The sequence below is a fragment of the Ruegeria sp. YKSD179 genome, from assembly GCF_059612885.1.
Window position 1 is genome coordinate 81,514 of record NZ_JBXWRL010000008.1, and the last position, 14,342, is coordinate 95,855.

The window sequence follows — 14,342 nt, forward strand, 5'->3', positions numbered from 1 at the left end:
ATTGAATTCTTGAATGGCTTGTTTTGTAGAATTCGTCACCGCGATCTCGACTCTAACGACTTTTCGGTGAGTTTTTCGTCAATAATTGCTCGGGCCAGAGCTTTAGATCGAAAATACGTGTTCGGGTTTTGCACTATATTGGCAGACAATAAAAAAGGAGCTTTTTAGCTCCTTTTTGCGGTTCAGTTATATTGGCAATTATTGCTTCGCGATCGCCTTAAGTCGCGACCTATGCTCTGTCAGTCGTTTAACTACGAACTGCCGAGCTTTGCGTTCAGCCATACGGACACGGATTTCCGTCAAAAAGGCCTCCTCCAAAGTTTGCGACGCGGCGGCCAAAACTTCTCCGACCTCGACAAAGAAACGGTCTTCGCCGGTTTCATCCATTACCTTCATGGTGTCTTCGGCCAATTTTGCTGCCAATGTGGTAATGGTGTCTGACATTAGCGTGTATTTTCAGTCAGCCTGCGTTTCACGTATTCGGTCACCTCGGTAATCAAAGTGTCCATGTGGCGATCCTGAAAGAAATGGTCAGCACCCGCCACCTCGTTATGAGTGATAGTGATGCCTTTCTGTTCGTGCAGTTTATTCACCAAGGCCGTAGTATCGGCAGGTGGGGCTACACGGTCCGCAGAACCATTGATTATCAAGCCCGAGGATGGGCAGGGCGCCAAAAACGAAAAGTCATACATATTGGCAGGCGGCGACACACTGATAAATCCGGTAATTTCTGGTCGGCGCATCAATAGCTGCATTCCAATCCACGCACCAAACGAGAAGCCGGCAACCCAGCAATGTTTCGAGTTGTTGTTCATGGACTGAAGATAATCCAACGCTGAGGCGGCATCGCTCAACTCGCCTACGCCCTGGTCATATTCCCCCTGGCTTCGCCCAACGCCACGGAAGTTGAACCGCAGTACGGTAAAGCCCATGTTGTAAAAGGCGTAGTGCAAATTGTAGACCACCTTGTTGTTCATGGTCCCGCCAAATTGTGGGTGCGGGTGCAGAACAATCGCAATCGGTGCGTCTTTTTCCTTCTGTGGGTGGTAGCGGCCTTCAAGGCGGCCTTCGGGTCCGGGAAAAATCACCTCGGGCATATGGGCTTTTGTCCTGTCTTTTTCTCGTTGGCGCCGGGATACGCTTGACGGTAATCCGTGGGCACCTTAGAACGGTTCTAATTATTTCACTGTGCGCAATAGCGCTGTCAGTCGGAGATACGCACTGGCTGCGGCGGCGTCAATGTTTTCGCACTGATCTTACCGCGAGGGTACGATATGAAGCTTTCGACTAAAGGTCGCTATGCAATGGTCGCTCTTGCCGATATCGCCTTACAACCGTCTGATCAGTTGGTCACTTTGGGTGAGATTTCCGAGCGCCAGGATATCTCGTTGCCTTATTTGGAGCAGTTGTTTGTTAAACTTCGGCGAGCAGATCTTGTTGCATCGGTACGCGGCCCCGGAGGTGGATACCGCCTGGCGCGTCCAGCGTCAGACATTCGTGTGGTCGAAATACTTGCCGCGGTCGACGAGACAGTTGATGCAATGCACAAAGGGGCTGGCGCTTCGGGCGGTTCTTCAGGCAGCCGCGCACAATCGCTAACGAATCGGTTGTGGGAAAGTCTAAGTGCCCACGTCTATGTTTTCCTTCATCAAACGCGGCTGTCAGATGTAATAAGAAACGATCTCGCACCTTGTCCTGCAGTGCCGACCCTATTTGCAGTCGTGGACGACTGAAAAGAAAGCGACGCGCGATTATGCAAACAAGCTCAAGCCCAATTCAAGAAAAGATGCATTCATGAAACGTGTTTATCTGGATCATAATGCGGCTGCTCCACTAAGATCCGAGGCAAGGGCGGCGATGATTCAAGCAATGGATTTTGTTGGAAACCCATCATCCGTTCATGCCGAGGGAAGAGCTGCGAAATCCTTGGTGGAAAAAGCCAGGGCACAGATTGCTAATGCTTTTGGCGCCGATGGTGCTGACGTTGTTTTCACTTCCGGGGCAACTGAAGCGGCCGCCTTGGCGCTGCAAGGGCGGCAACTGCAAAGTGCTGCAATTGAACATGACGCGGTAAGGGCATGGACTGATGAGGTTTTACCCGTTTCCTCCAGCGGTATCGTGACAATTGACGATCCCATAAATTCCACATTGCAGTTGGCAAATTCCGAAACAGGAATTGTTCAGAATTTACCTAACGGGCTTGCCGTTACAGATGCGACCCAGGCATTTGGCAAGTTGCCGATCGCCTTCAACTGGTTGGGCGCGCAAATTGCACTGATTTCCGCGCATAAGCTTGGCGGTCCTAAAGGAATTGGTGCAATCGTGATGAAACGCGGCACAGACCTTGCCCCACAAATAAAGGGCGGCGGGCAAGAAATGGGCCGTCGATCTGGAACCGAAAACGTTGTCGGGATTGCCGGATTCGGCGCCGCGGCGGAGGCATCGGCACGAGATTTGGCAAATGGTGTATGGCAAAGGGTTGCAGAATTTAGAAATATTCTAGAAAAGGCCCTTGAGGCCGGGTCACAAGCGACTATTTTTGTCGGGAAAGATCAGGATCGTCTGCCGAACACATCGTGTTTTGCCACACCCGGATGGAAAGGCGAAACGCAGGTTATGCAGATGGATTTGTCGGGGTTCGCGATTAGCGCAGGCTCGGCGTGTTCAAGTGGTAAGGTCCGCGCCAGTGCGGTATTGACTGCAATGGGTTTTGACGAGGGGATTGCAGCCAGCGCGATTCGCGTGTCGCTGGGCCCTGAGACGACCGAAGAAAATGTGCTTCGTTTCGCGGAAACGTGGCTGGAAAAAGAGAAAAAGCATCGCGCGCGAGCCGCGTGATCTGACGGAGGGTATCTAATGGCCGCCTTGGACCAGACCCAGGTAAAAGAGGGTGTCGATCAGGAAACCGTTGACGCGGTTCGCGAAGTCGGAACCTATAAGTATGGCTGGGACACTGATATCGAAATGGAATATGCGCCCAAGGGCGTGAACCCAGATATAGTCCGGCTGATTTCCGAGAAAAATGAAGAACCTGAATGGATGACCGAATGGCGTTTGGCAGCGTTTGAACGTTGGACCAAAATCGATGAGCCGACTTGGGCAATGGTGCACTACCCAAAAATCGATTTCCAGGATCAGTATTACTATGCCCGGCCGAAGTCGATGGAAGTGAAGCCGAAGTCACTGGATGAGGTTGACCCGAAACTTCTGGCCACTTACGAAAAGCTTGGTATCCCTCTGAAAGAACAGATGATTTTGGCCGGCGTGGAAGGGGCTGAAAACATGCCCGCCGAAGGGCGTAAGGTAGCCGTTGATGCAGTGTTTGACTCGGTCTCAGTTGGCACGACCTTCCAAGAAGAGCTGAAAAAGGCGGGCGTCATCTTTTGCTCTATATCTGAGGCGATTAAGGAACACCCGGATTTGGTCAAAAAGTACTTGGGTACGGTAGTCCCGGTATCTGACAACTTCTATGCAACGCTGAACTCAGCGGTGTTTTCGGATGGGTCGTTCGTATACGTTCCGCCGGGCGTTCGCTGTCCGATGGAGCTGAGCACTTATTTCCGCATAAATGCAGAAAATACAGGTCAATTCGAACGCACGTTGATCATTGCTGATAAAGGCTCTTACGTGTCTTATCTTGAGGGGTGCACGGCTCCGCAGCGTGATACAGCGCAGTTGCACGCAGCTGTGGTAGAGATCATCGTCGAAGAAGACGCCGAGGTTAAGTACTCGACCGTTCAGAACTGGTTCCCGGGCGACGAGAACGGCAAAGGTGGCATCTATAACTTTGTGACCAAACGGGCCGATTGCCGGGGTGACAGGTCCAAGGTGATGTGGACGCAAGTTGAAACAGGTTCTGCTGTTACCTGGAAGTACCCTTCTTGCATCCTGCGCGGCGATGACAGCCAGGGTGAGTTCTACTCGATCGCCATCACCAACAACATGCAGCAGGCCGATACCGGCACCAAGATGGTGCATCTGGGCAAGAATACAAAGTCGCGGATTGTTTCCAAAGGCATCAGCGCTGGCAAGGCTCAGAATACCTATCGCGGACTTGTTTCGATGCACCCTAAGGCCAAGAATTCACGGAATTACACGCAGTGCGACAGCCTGTTGATCGGCGACAAATGTGGTGCGCACACAGTGCCTTACATCGAAGTGCGTAACAATTCATCGCGTGTTGAACATGAAGCCACAACGTCCAAGGTCGACGACGATCAGCTTTTTTATTGCCGTCAGCGTGGCATGGACGAAGAAGAGGCTGTGGCACTTGTTGTAAATGGCTTTTGCAAAGATGTCCTGCAGGCGCTGCCGATGGAATTTGCGATGGAAGCACAGCAACTGGTTGCAATTAGCCTCGAAGGTTCAGTGGGTTAACGCCTCACTTGCCGATACCAATATATCGGGGCCGAGTGGCCCCTTGCGATACTCAAAAAGGGCAAAAAATGCTGGAAATCAACAACCTGCACGTCAAACTTGAGGAAGAGGAAAAAGAAATCCTCAAAGGTGTCGATCTGAAAGTCGAGGCCGGGAAAGTTCATGCGATTATGGGCCCGAATGGCTCGGGCAAATCCACACTCAGCTACGTTCTGTCAGGTAGGGACGGATATGAGGTGACGCAGGGCTCTGCCACCTTGGACGGTGATGATTTGCTGGAATTGGAGCCAGAAGAGCGTGCAGCAGCAGGCCTGTTTCTGGCGTTTCAATACCCGGTTGAAATTCCTGGTGTAGGCAACATGACTTTCCTGCGCACCGCCGTGAACGCCCAACGAAAAGCGCGGGGTGAAGAGGAGTTGTCGGCAGCGGAGTTTCTGAAAGACATCCGGGCAAAAGCAAAAGCATTAAAGATCGATGCTGATATGCTCAAACGCCCTGTCAACGTCGGATTTTCTGGAGGCGAGAAAAAGCGCAACGAAATCCTTCAGATGGCAATGCTGGAACCGAAGATGTGCATTCTTGACGAAACGGATTCAGGTCTCGACGTCGATGCAATGAAACTGGTTTCTGAAGGAGTGAACGCATTACGTGATGAAGGGCGCAGCTTTTTGGTGATCACGCACTACCAACGCCTGTTGGATCACATCAAACCCGATGTGGTGCATATCATGGCCGATGGCCAGATCGTTAAATCTGGTGGCCCGGAACTGGCGCTGGAAGTTGAGCACAATGGCTATGGCGACATTTTGGCAGAGGTGAACTGATGGCTTTGCCACAACCAAATCAGACTGCAACGGAAGAGCGGCTGACATCGCTGACAATGCCTGACGCCGGTTGTACCCGCAAAGCGCGCGAGGCCGCTTTGTCCCGCGTGCGGGAAATGGGATTGCCTGGCCGTCGGGATGAGTACTGGAAATACACGCGACCAGATACTTTGGTTTCTGCAGAAGCGCCGCCAGCTGCGGTGTTTCACAATGACGAACCCATGCTGTTCAGTGAGTTCGATAGGCTGAAGATCGTTTTCGTTGACGGTGTTTTCAGCCCTGATGCATCGGATGAACTGGAATTAGAAGGCGTCAAGATCGATCGGCTGGAAGATATCTGCTGCAAAGATATCCATTGGGCAAAGGAGTTATACGGCGTACTTGAAGCAAGGGGTCAAAAACCTGTAAAGCGTCCTTTGGCTGCGTTGAATACAGCATTTGCAACCGACGGTGTGGCTATCCATGTAACAGGTAATCCTTCGAAACCGATCAGCCTGATCTACAGGCACGAGTCTGAAACCTCAGATGCCATTCTGCACCACATTGTGCGGGTAGAAACTGATGCTGAGGTAACAATTCTTGAGAACGGGCCCGCCGCCTCGCGTTTCAATAAATGCATGGAGATTGACATCGCCGATGGTGGGACGCTGCATCATATCCGCGCACAGGGCCGTGACCATCAGCGCCGGGCCGCGACGCACATGTTCACTCGCATGGGGAGTGAAGCGGTCTACAAGTCGTTTACACTAACCGTAAACGGCGTTTTGACCCGCAATGAACAAGTTGTCGAACTGACCGGAGATGATGCAGTTGCTCATGTTTCGGGCGCCTGTGTTGGCGACGGAGATTTTCATCACGATGACACAGTCTTTATCACTCACGACGCGGTGAATTGCGAAAGCAGGCAAGTTTTCAAGAAAGTGCTTCGCAACGGCGCCACCGGCGTTTTCCAAGGTAAGATTCTGGTCAAAGAAGGCGCACAGAAAACAGATGGCTATCAAATCAGCCAATCGCTTCTGTTAGACGATGACAGTCAATTCCTGGCTAAACCTGAGTTAGAGATTTATGCCGACGACGTCGCTTGTTCGCATGGTTCAACTTCGGGCGCAATCGATGAAACCGCTCTTTTCTACCTGCGGTCACGCGGAGTACCGACCGAAGATGCCACTGATATGTTGACACTTGCGTTCCTCGCCGAAGCGGTCGAGGAGATCGAGGATGAAGATCTGGCTGACGTTATAGTGTCAAGGTTGAAAGATTGGCTGGCGCGTCGCCGCTGATGCCAGTTACGCGGGATATCGTGGCCATGTATCGCGGTCCGGGTCGCGTCGTGCGTCGTCTTTTAGACATGGGTCCGCGCGAGGACAGGGCGCTAGCAATCGCCATGATAGCCTGCGCGATCGTTTTTGTGGCCGATACGCCACGTCTTGCGCGCGAAGCTCATATTTCCGGTCAAGAACTGAATGCGTTGTTGGCAGGCAGTCTGTTCGCTTGGGTGATTTGTATGCCGCTGGTTCTGTATTTCCTGGCTGGGCTTACGCATCTTGTGGCACGAATATTCGGGGGCAGTGGGAATTGGTTCGGCGCGCGGTTGTCGTTGTTCTGGGCGCTGCTCGCTTCTTCTCCTTTGATTTTGCTGAACGGCCTGGTTGCCGGTTTTATTGACCCGGGTCCCACGCAAACTATGACGGGCCTAGTGTGGTTTGGCGTGTTTATGTGGTTTTGGATATCTGGACTTATCCGGGCAGAAGGTAGTTCCGCATGACTGGTATTTCCTTGCGTGCGTTGGTGATGACCACAGTAACGAACCCTGCCGAGGCTGCTCGTCAGCTTTTGGCACTAAAACTCAATCGTGAAACACTGTGGCTCGGGCTCGCTCTTGCTATTGTGCTGAACAGCTTGGTGCATGTCGTTTCGAACATGCTTGCTCCGCTGCAGGACCCCGATCTGCAAGCCCTGGCTGGATCATTAGTGCTTTATGTCGTGCTTGCTGGTGGCAGCCTGTTACTTAGTATCGCGGCAGTTTATCAGGTTGGTCGCTTGTTGGGCGGAACAGGGTCATTTGAAGACGTAATGATCCTTATGGTTTGGATGCAATTCTTCAGGGTATTGGTTCAGGTATTCAGCTTGATCCTTATGTTGATTATGCCGGGCCTTTTCGCAGTTTTGGCATTCGCAGCCGCGCTATTCATGCTGTACGTCGTCGTGCATTTCATTGATCAGGCGCATCGCTTTGGATCGCCGCTCAAAGCGTTGGGTGTTTTGGTTCTATCTGCGCTTGCAATTGCTGTAATTGTAATCGTTCTGTTGTCCCTTGTTGGGGGGCCAATGTTGGGAACTCCGGCTTATGTATGATGTTCAAAAAGTTCGAACCGATTTTCCAATTCTGTCTCGAGAGGTGAACGGTAAGCCGTTGACATATCTCGATAACGGAGCATCAGCTCAGAAGCCTCAGGTGGTTATTGACGCAATTACACAGGCTTACTCATATGAATATTCAAACGTACACCGTGGTCTGCACTATTTGTCGAATTTGGCCACTGAAAAATATGAGTCCGTTCGCGGAACAATTGCCCGTTTTCTTGGGGTCAGGGATGAGAATGAAATCGTTCTGAACTCTGGCACGACGGAAGGGATCAACTTGGTTGCCTATGGTTGGGCGATGCCCAGACTTCAAGCTGGTGACGAAATCGTTTTGAGCGTTATGGAGCACCACGCGAATATCGTGCCTTGGCATTTTCTGCGTGAAAGACAAGGCGTTGTGCTGAAGTGGGTCGATGTTGACGCCAATGGGTATCTCGATCCGCAGGCAGTGATTGATGCGATAGGACCGCGGACCAAGCTTGTCGCGGTAACTCACTGTTCGAACGTTTTGGGAACCGTTGTAGATGTCAAAGCGGTCACGCAAGGAGCGCACGCCAAGGGAGTTCCCGTTTTGGTAGATGGCAGCCAAGGCGCGGTTCACATGCCAGTCGACTTGCCGGATATCGGATGTGATTTCTATGCTATTACCGGACATAAACTTTATGGGCCGTCGGGATCTGGAGCGATCTACATTAAGTCTGAACGCATGGCCGAAATGCGACCCTTTATCGGCGGCGGAGACATGATCAAGGAGGTTTCCAAGGATCAAGTTGTCTACAATGATCCTCCAATGAAGTTTGAAGCCGGAACACCGGGGATCGTTCAGACGATTGGTCTAGGTGCCGCCCTGGATTACATGATGGATCTTGGGATGGATGCCATCGCGTCCCACGAAGCTGGGTTGCGCGATTATGCTATGAAGCGATTGACTGGTTTGAATTGGTTACAGGTTCAGGGCTCTACTCCGACAAAGGCTGCGATCTTTAGCTTTACTCTGGATGGGGCAGGGCACGCGCATGACGTTTCGACAATACTGGACAAAAAAGGTGTCGCGGTTCGCGCTGGTCACCATTGTGCTGGACCGCTAATGGATTTCTTGGGGGTGACCGCGACCTGCCGGGCGAGTTTTGGTCTTTACAACACGACGGAAGAAGTTGACACGCTTATAGATGCCCTTGAACTTGCGCATGATCTTTTTGCTTGATCCGTGTTGGATACCAAGCGATTGCACGCGTATTTTCAGTTGCACCCCGCTGGGAAGAAAGATACCTAACCACCAAGGCACCTGTAGCTCAGCTGGATAGAGCGCTGCCCTCCGAAGGCAGAGGCCAGAGGTTCGAATCCTCTCAGGTGCGCCATTTCATTGTGACTGACTGTTCGATTTCTCGGAAATGCACGTAAAACATTGGAGCGGGGCCGAATAGCGCAGCCTAAATTTTTTTGCGCGGCGAAAAGTCTTGGGGGTACGTTTCAGAACTGAGATCAGTGAGATGCGCAAGAAAATTGGTGCGAATACGCCATACTCAATCGCACAGTACTGAGTTTGCTTAAAGTAGCGCGAGTATCAGATCGCTTGCTCAGCCGCGCCAAGTACGAATGTCACCGCAGTCCATATGTACAAAGTTTGATCGATAGTATTGGCCGACGCCGCCTGCACGACAGGACATCGCCGCTTTGGCCATTTGAGAAACCGAACGGGATGACAGCCTTAGATCAGCGGCCTGACCCTTCACATGCAATGAGTTCCGCGCGACGCCGCGCGACCGTGAACGAAGCATTGCGTTCGTTTTAGGCGAACGGTAGCCAGACAACAGCATGTAAGGCTCACTTGCATCCAGCAAGTTATGCGATGCAGCCATGATGTCGATGGTGCGCAGGTCCATATCTTTAACCTGATCATTGCGCCAATCGCGCATGAAGTGGTTAACTTCTTTCACGGCGTCCTTAATGTACTTACCATCGACCCAATAGACCATGTCGATACGTTCGCCCGTGCGGCCGGAATACATCCGAATCCTGCGGATATCGCCACCGCCGCGAAGAAAACCAGCTGCTTTTGAGTAGGATGGTGCCGCGACAACGGCTGTAGCGGCAAATGCACCCAATAGGGCACGCCGGGTTAGTCCCGATGTACTGCTCTTGCTCATTTCTAGTTTCGTCCCGTACTGTTCCTGCCTGCACACGATGTTACGCGCGCGATCTTAATTTTTTCCCATCCCAGACGCGGATTTTATGACACAGCCAGAATCGTGAGCCAAGCAGTCTTTCGCTTAGTCGAAATCCAAGGGGAATTTTCGGCAAATTTTTGCGCAATTGACACAGGCTTGCCGATATTTCCGGCAGGATCAGTCGACCAGATGCAAACACGCATCAATTTTTCAAAGATGCGGCTCGATGATATATTTGTGAATAGACATCCTCGGAGCAAACAAACAGTATCAGGTTTGGGCGCTTTCTAGAGTGCCTTCAAGTTATTGAAAAACCAAGGCCAATCTATGCAATCGGTTCTACGTTCTACTGCCAAATTTTTACTTGCGGCATGCATTGCGATCTCAGGGTCCGTCGCCACCGGTGACACGGACAACACCGCGTTTCAGATGGCTTTGGCGGAAAACACGGCTTCGGATCCGGCCCTTGCGGCATTTTATCGTCAAAACGGGTATGAGCCCGTTTGGGTTGGAAACCACGTTGAGCACGCGGTTCGTCGCGCCACTCTGGTGCGGGCTTTGTTGAATACAGATCAGCATGGATTACCCGATGGGCGATACGATCCGCAGGGTTTAGTTGCCAAGATGGAAACTGCCAAAACCACCCGCGATCTCGGGGCGGTCGAGGCAGAGTTGAGCCGCATTTTTGTGAAATATGCTAAAGACATGCATTCTGGAACCGTTAATCCCGAACAAATTGATGGCGGTTTGGTGCGAGAGGTGGACCGCCTTTCGTCAAAGGAGCATCTTCAGGCGCTGTTAGACCATGGTGGGGATACATACATCCATCAAGTTGCACCACAGTCGCCTCAATATCGGGCATTGATGAAGCAGAAGATGTTGCTGGAAAACCTTATTGCCCAAGGCGGATGGGGGCAGAAAGTACCAGATACCAAACTGGAACGCGGGGACTCAGGAACTGACGTTGTCAGGTTGCGCAACAGGCTTGTCGCAATGGGTTACCTAAAGCCGACCGCCAGCCCCACGTTTGATGATGCGCTTGTCGCAGCTGTTCATGAATTTCAAACAGCGCATGGGCTGGAAGCCGATGGGGTCGCCGGCCAAGGAACAATCGCAGAGCTAAACAGACCAGTTTCGGACCGCCTTAAGGCCGTTTTGGTCGCGCTTGAGCGCGAGCGTTGGCTGCCGGAAGAGCGTGGTGAGCGGCACATTTTGGTCAATCAAGCAGATTTCTCAGCCAAGATCGTCGACGATGGTCGTGTGACCTTTGAAACCCGAGCTGTTATTGGAAAGAACACACACGATCGCCGCAGCCCCGAGTTTTCAGACCAAATGGAACATATGGTTATCAATCCCAGTTGGTACGTTCCACGCTCAATCATAACTAAGGAGTATCTGCCCAAACTGCGTGCGAACCCAAATGCGGTGGGCCATATTCAGATAACAGATCGCAGCGGGCGCCGGGTTAATCGTGAGGCTGTCGACTTTACTCAGTTCACCGCGCGCAATTTTCCCTTTTCAATGCGCCAACCACCTAGTCAAAGCAACGCTCTGGGTCTTGTAAAGTTCATGTTCCCAAATAAACACAACATCTATCTGCATGATACACCTCAGAAAAGTTTGTTCGCGCGCGAGGTTCGAGCTTTCTCACATGGGTGCATTCGACTGGCCGATCCTTTCGAGTTTGCTTACACTCTGTTGGCCCGTCAGGAAGAGGATCCAAAGGCCTTTTTCCACCGTGTCCTGAATACGGGCAAGGAAACCAAGGTCGAGCTGGAGCAACCAGTTCCGGTGCACTTGATTTACCGCACGGCCTATATCGGACCTAGGGGCGAAGTTCAGTATCGTCGCGACGTTTACAACCGGGATCAGAAAATCTGGGACGCGTTGCAGAAAGCAGGGGTGGTCCTGCCAGACGTTCAGGGTTAATCACAGGGCGAATCCTGAAATAAGGAAGCCCGCCATGCAGTACACCATTCAACAAATCGCTCAGTCGCTTGGCGTCGAAGCCGAGGGTCAGACAGATCTTACAATTCAGCGCGCCGCCGAACCAAAGGATGCAGGGCCGACCGACCTTGCGATGGCAATGGCCCCGAAATATGCCGAGGATTTGAATGCGGGCACCGCGCGTGCGGCAGTGCTGTGGGAAGGAGCGGATTGGCGCGGGTTTGGCTTGGAAGCAGCGCTCTTTGTAAAACGTCCTCGCATGGCAATGGCCGGTATCACAGCTATGCTTGACCGCGGGCAGGGCGTCGCGGAAGGCATTCACCCCTCTGCAGTGATTGATCCAACAGCCGAAATAGAAGACGGTGTTTCAATTGGTCCTTTGTCCGTTATCGGAGCACGGGCAAAAATTGGCATGGGTTCCGTAATTGGACCGCATTGCGTAATCGGTATGGATGCCTCGATCGGTCAGGACGCGTTTCTTCGTGAAATGGTCAGCGTCGGAGCAAGGTCGCAAATCGGGGATAGGTTCATAGCGCAGCCCGGTGCACGCATCGGAGGTGACGGTTTCAGCTTTGTAACACCTGAGGTTTCAGGTGTTGAAATCGCGCGTAAAACACTGGGTGATCAGGGTGACGCCAAGGCCCAGAGCTGGCTGCGAATCCATTCATTAGGCGCAGTTGAAATCGGCGATGATGTCGAAGTTGGTGCAAACTGCACTATTGATAACGGAACGGTCCGTAACACGGTTATTGGCACAGGTTCGAAATTGGATAACCTCGTTCATATCGGCCATAATTCGCAGATCGGAAATGACTGTTTGCTGTGTGGTCAGTCGGGACTTTCTGGCTCGGTCGTAATGGGAAACAATGTGGTTATTGGTGGGCAGAGTGGTATTTCGGACAATGTATTTATTGGCGATGGTGTGATTGCTGGCGGAAGCTCAAAAATATTGTCAAACGTGCCTGCTGGTCGTGTTGTTATGGGTTATCCGGCTGTAAAAATGGAAACTCATACTGAGATCTACAAAGCGCAGCGGCGTTTGCCGCGGTTGGCACGGGACGTTGCGGCTATCAAAAAGGCTGTTTTCAAATAGCCTCCAAGTGATTAAATCATCCCCAACGCGATAATCAGGGGAACGACATGAGCATCAGCGACCGCGTCATAGCAATAATTGCAGAGCAGGCCGTTCTGGAGCCATCCGATGTAACACCCGACAGCACGTTAGAAGATTTAGGTATCGACAGCCTGGGTTTGGTCGAAAGCATTTTTGCAATCGAGGAAGAATTCGATATCACCGTGCCATTCAACGCAAATGAGCCAACTGCCGGCGACTTCGATATCTCGAATGTTTCCGCCATTATCGCGGGAATTGAAAAACTCGTGTCGGAAAAGGTCTGACACTCGCATGAAACGCGTTGTCATCACGGGTGCTGGCACCATCAACTCGCTGGGCCACACGGTTCCCGATACACTCGAAGCAATGCGCGAAGGTCGGTGTGGTATTTCAGAGCTTGAATTTCGCGATGTGGAAAGGCTGGCCATAAAAATCGGTGGCCAAGTTCGCGGTTTTGGGGCCGAAGGTCGGTTCAATCGGCAGCAGATGACGCTGTATGATCGCTTTACGCAGTTTACCTTGACGGCAACCAAAGAGGCTATCGAACAATCCGGGCTCGTTTTCCATGGTGAACTTGCAGCTCGATCCGGAGTCGTTCTGGGAACTGCTGGCGGCGGTGTATCCACTTGGGACGACAACTATCGGTCGGTCTATGAGGACGGAAAAAACAGGGTGCATCCTTTTGTCGTTCCAAAGTTAATGAACAACGCCGCAGCCAGCCATGTCTCAATGGAGTATAACCTAAAAGGGCCAAGTTTCACCGTTTCGACAGCTTGCGCATCTTCGAATCATGCGATGGCGATGGCATTTCAAATGGTTCGCAGTGGTGCCGCACCAACAATGGTCACTGGTGGATCTGAATCGATGCTATGCTTTGGCGGGGTTAAAGCCTGGGAAGGCCTGCGTGTTATGTCCAAGGATGCATGTCGCCCTTTCAGCGCAAACAGGAATGGCATGGTGCAAGGCGAAGGTGCGGGTATTTTCGTGTTTGAAGAATTCGAACATGCCCGTGCTAGAGGTGCTGATATTCTTTGCGAAGTCGTTGGTTTTGCCATGTCCTCGGACGCATCCGACATCGTAATGCCCAGCAAACAAGGCGCCTCGCGCGCTATGGCAGGCGCTTTGTCAGACGCACGTCTGAACGCTAGTGATGTTGGCTACATAAACGCACATGGAACAGGAACCACTGCGAACGATAAAACCGAGTGTTCGGCAGTTGCCGATGTCTTTGGTCAGCACGCGGATGAACTAATGATCTCTTCGACCAAATCTATGCATGGTCATTTGATCGGTGGAACCGGAGCAGTCGAGCTGTTGGCGTGTATCATGGCTGTGCGTGATGGTGTTATTGCGCCCACTATCGGATATGAGGAACCGGACCCAGAATGCGCTCTGGACGTGGTGCCGAATGAGGCGAGAGAAGCAAGTGTTGACGTGGCGCTTAGCAATGCATTCGCGTTTGGTGGCCTAAACGCGGTTCTTGCGCTTAAACGAGTTTGACAACGAAACACCGCCGAATTCAAAACGGCGGTGTTCGACAATTCGATC

The 14,342-nt window shown here is 51.9% G+C and carries 15 protein-coding genes and 1 tRNA gene; 13 read left to right on the plus strand and 3 right to left on the minus strand.

The features are described 5' to 3' along the window. Positions 1–198: 198 nt before the first annotated feature. Both AC2FNE_RS06810 and AC2FNE_RS06815 read right to left on the minus strand, forming a co-directional pair. Positions 199–444 (minus strand): hypothetical protein, encoded by a 246-nt coding sequence (locus AC2FNE_RS06810; protein ID WP_170607001.1) that lies wholly within the window; start codon positions 442–444, stop codon positions 199–201. Continuing rightward, entirely contained in the window at positions 444–1,097 is a 654-nt protein-coding gene (locus AC2FNE_RS06815) for an alpha/beta hydrolase (protein ID WP_170481911.1), read from the minus strand. The genes AC2FNE_RS06810 and AC2FNE_RS06815 overlap by 1 nt, the downstream gene beginning before the upstream one ends. 177 nt (positions 1,098–1,274) lie before the next feature. Between AC2FNE_RS06815 and iscR the strand changes: the two genes are divergently transcribed. The 9 genes from iscR (at position 1,275) to AC2FNE_RS06860 (ending at position 8,923) form a co-directional block, all read left to right on the plus strand. After that, positions 1,275–1,733 carry a Fe-S cluster assembly transcriptional regulator IscR gene (iscR, locus tag AC2FNE_RS06820; protein ID WP_170606999.1) on the plus strand — a complete coding sequence of 153 codons (459 nt, stop codon included), beginning with the start codon at positions 1,275–1,277 and terminating at the stop codon, positions 1,731–1,733. 61 nt (positions 1,734–1,794) lie between these two features. Further along, positions 1,795–2,838: a cysteine desulfurase family protein gene (locus AC2FNE_RS06825; protein ID WP_170606997.1), complete on the plus strand. Its 1,044-nt coding sequence runs from the start codon at positions 1,795–1,797 to the stop codon at positions 2,836–2,838. 18 nt (positions 2,839–2,856) lie between these two features. Continuing rightward, positions 2,857–4,377, plus strand: a complete 1,521-nt coding sequence (sufB, locus tag AC2FNE_RS06830) for a Fe-S cluster assembly protein SufB (protein ID WP_170481905.1) — start codon at positions 2,857–2,859, stop codon at positions 4,375–4,377. 68 nt (positions 4,378–4,445) lie between these two features. Next, positions 4,446–5,201: a Fe-S cluster assembly ATPase SufC gene (gene sufC / locus AC2FNE_RS06835; protein WP_170606995.1), complete on the plus strand. Its 756-nt coding sequence runs from the start codon at positions 4,446–4,448 to the stop codon at positions 5,199–5,201. Then, a complete protein-coding gene (sufD, locus tag AC2FNE_RS06840) occupies positions 5,201–6,481 on the plus strand; it encodes a Fe-S cluster assembly protein SufD (protein WP_496805022.1) in 1,281 nt (426 codons plus the stop codon). Before sufC ends, sufD begins: the two co-directional genes overlap by 1 nt. Further along, positions 6,481–6,966: a YIP1 family protein gene (locus tag AC2FNE_RS06845; protein ID WP_496805044.1), complete on the plus strand. Its 486-nt coding sequence runs from the start codon at positions 6,481–6,483 to the stop codon at positions 6,964–6,966. Before sufD ends, AC2FNE_RS06845 begins: the two co-directional genes overlap by 1 nt. Continuing rightward, complete coding sequence (locus AC2FNE_RS06850; RefSeq protein ID WP_170606989.1) at positions 6,963–7,556, plus strand: YIP1 family protein; 594 nt, start codon at positions 6,963–6,965, stop codon at positions 7,554–7,556. The genes AC2FNE_RS06845 and AC2FNE_RS06850 overlap by 4 nt, the downstream gene beginning before the upstream one ends. Further along, the gene (locus AC2FNE_RS06855) at positions 7,549–8,769 is read left to right on the plus strand and encodes a cysteine desulfurase (protein WP_170481891.1); all 1,221 of its coding nucleotides are present in this window, start codon (positions 7,549–7,551) and stop codon (positions 8,767–8,769) included. Before AC2FNE_RS06850 ends, AC2FNE_RS06855 begins: the two co-directional genes overlap by 8 nt. Before the next feature lie 77 nt (positions 8,770–8,846). Further along, a tRNA-Arg gene (locus AC2FNE_RS06860) sits at positions 8,847–8,923 on the plus strand. A gap of 219 nt (positions 8,924–9,142) precedes the next feature. Here the strand turns inward: AC2FNE_RS06860 and mepK are convergent. Further along, the gene (gene mepK / locus AC2FNE_RS06865) at positions 9,143–9,712 is read right to left on the minus strand and encodes a peptidoglycan L,D-endopeptidase MepK (protein ID WP_170480622.1); all 570 of its coding nucleotides are present in this window, start codon (positions 9,710–9,712) and stop codon (positions 9,143–9,145) included. 348 nt (positions 9,713–10,060) lie between these two features. Here mepK and AC2FNE_RS06870 point away from each other — a divergent pair, with 348 nt between their 5' ends. From AC2FNE_RS06870 to AC2FNE_RS06885, 4 genes are read left to right on the plus strand one after another with little or no spacing between them, the layout of a single operon-like run. Continuing rightward, on the plus strand, positions 10,061–11,662 hold the full coding sequence (locus tag AC2FNE_RS06870; protein WP_170606987.1) for a L,D-transpeptidase family protein: 1,602 nt from the start codon (positions 10,061–10,063) through the stop codon (positions 11,660–11,662). Positions 11,663–11,696: 34 nt separating this feature from the next. After that, the gene (gene lpxD, locus AC2FNE_RS06875; protein WP_496805023.1) at positions 11,697–12,773 is read left to right on the plus strand and encodes a UDP-3-O-(3-hydroxymyristoyl)glucosamine N-acyltransferase; all 1,077 of its coding nucleotides are present in this window, start codon (positions 11,697–11,699) and stop codon (positions 12,771–12,773) included. Positions 12,774–12,820: 47 nt separating this feature from the next. Further along, positions 12,821–13,078: an acyl carrier protein gene (locus AC2FNE_RS06880; protein ID WP_170480615.1), complete on the plus strand. Its 258-nt coding sequence runs from the start codon at positions 12,821–12,823 to the stop codon at positions 13,076–13,078. Between the two features lie 7 nt (positions 13,079–13,085). Next, the gene (locus AC2FNE_RS06885) at positions 13,086–14,294 is read left to right on the plus strand and encodes a beta-ketoacyl-[acyl-carrier-protein] synthase family protein (protein WP_496805024.1); all 1,209 of its coding nucleotides are present in this window, start codon (positions 13,086–13,088) and stop codon (positions 14,292–14,294) included. Positions 14,295–14,342: the final 48 nt, after the last annotated feature.

Excerpts from the sequence above, each read along its gene's own strand:
- iscR (WP_170606999.1), top strand. The coding sequence starts at position 1,275 with ATGAAGCTTTCGACTAAAGGTCGCTATGCAATGGTCGCTCTTGCCGAT.
- AC2FNE_RS06825 (WP_170606997.1), top strand. The coding sequence starts at position 1,795 with ATGAAACGTGTTTATCTGGATCATAATGCGGCTGCTCCACTAAGATCC.
- sufB (WP_170481905.1), top strand. The coding sequence starts at position 2,857 with ATGGCCGCCTTGGACCAGACCCAGGTAAAAGAGGGTGTCGATCAGGAA.
- sufC (WP_170606995.1), top strand. The coding sequence starts at position 4,446 with ATGCTGGAAATCAACAACCTGCACGTCAAACTTGAGGAAGAGGAAAAA.
- AC2FNE_RS06870 (WP_170606987.1), top strand. The coding sequence starts at position 10,061 with ATGCAATCGGTTCTACGTTCTACTGCCAAATTTTTACTTGCGGCATGC.
- sufD (WP_496805022.1), top strand. The coding sequence starts at position 5,201 with ATGGCTTTGCCACAACCAAATCAGACTGCAACGGAAGAGCGGCTGACA.
- lpxD (WP_496805023.1), top strand. The coding sequence starts at position 11,697 with ATGCAGTACACCATTCAACAAATCGCTCAGTCGCTTGGCGTCGAAGCC.
- AC2FNE_RS06880 (WP_170480615.1), top strand. The coding sequence starts at position 12,821 with ATGAGCATCAGCGACCGCGTCATAGCAATAATTGCAGAGCAGGCCGTT.
- AC2FNE_RS06850 (WP_170606989.1), top strand. The coding sequence starts at position 6,963 with ATGACTGGTATTTCCTTGCGTGCGTTGGTGATGACCACAGTAACGAAC.
- AC2FNE_RS06815 (WP_170481911.1), bottom strand. The coding sequence starts at position 1,097 with ATGCCCGAGGTGATTTTTCCCGGACCCGAAGGCCGCCTTGAAGGCCGC.
- AC2FNE_RS06885 (WP_496805024.1), top strand. The coding sequence starts at position 13,086 with ATGAAACGCGTTGTCATCACGGGTGCTGGCACCATCAACTCGCTGGGC.
- mepK (WP_170480622.1), bottom strand. The coding sequence starts at position 9,712 with ATGAGCAAGAGCAGTACATCGGGACTAACCCGGCGTGCCCTATTGGGT.
- AC2FNE_RS06855 (WP_170481891.1), top strand. The coding sequence starts at position 7,549 with ATGTATGATGTTCAAAAAGTTCGAACCGATTTTCCAATTCTGTCTCGA.
- AC2FNE_RS06810 (WP_170607001.1), bottom strand. The coding sequence starts at position 444 with ATGTCAGACACCATTACCACATTGGCAGCAAAATTGGCCGAAGACACC.
- AC2FNE_RS06845 (WP_496805044.1), top strand. The coding sequence starts at position 6,481 with ATGCCAGTTACGCGGGATATCGTGGCCATGTATCGCGGTCCGGGTCGC.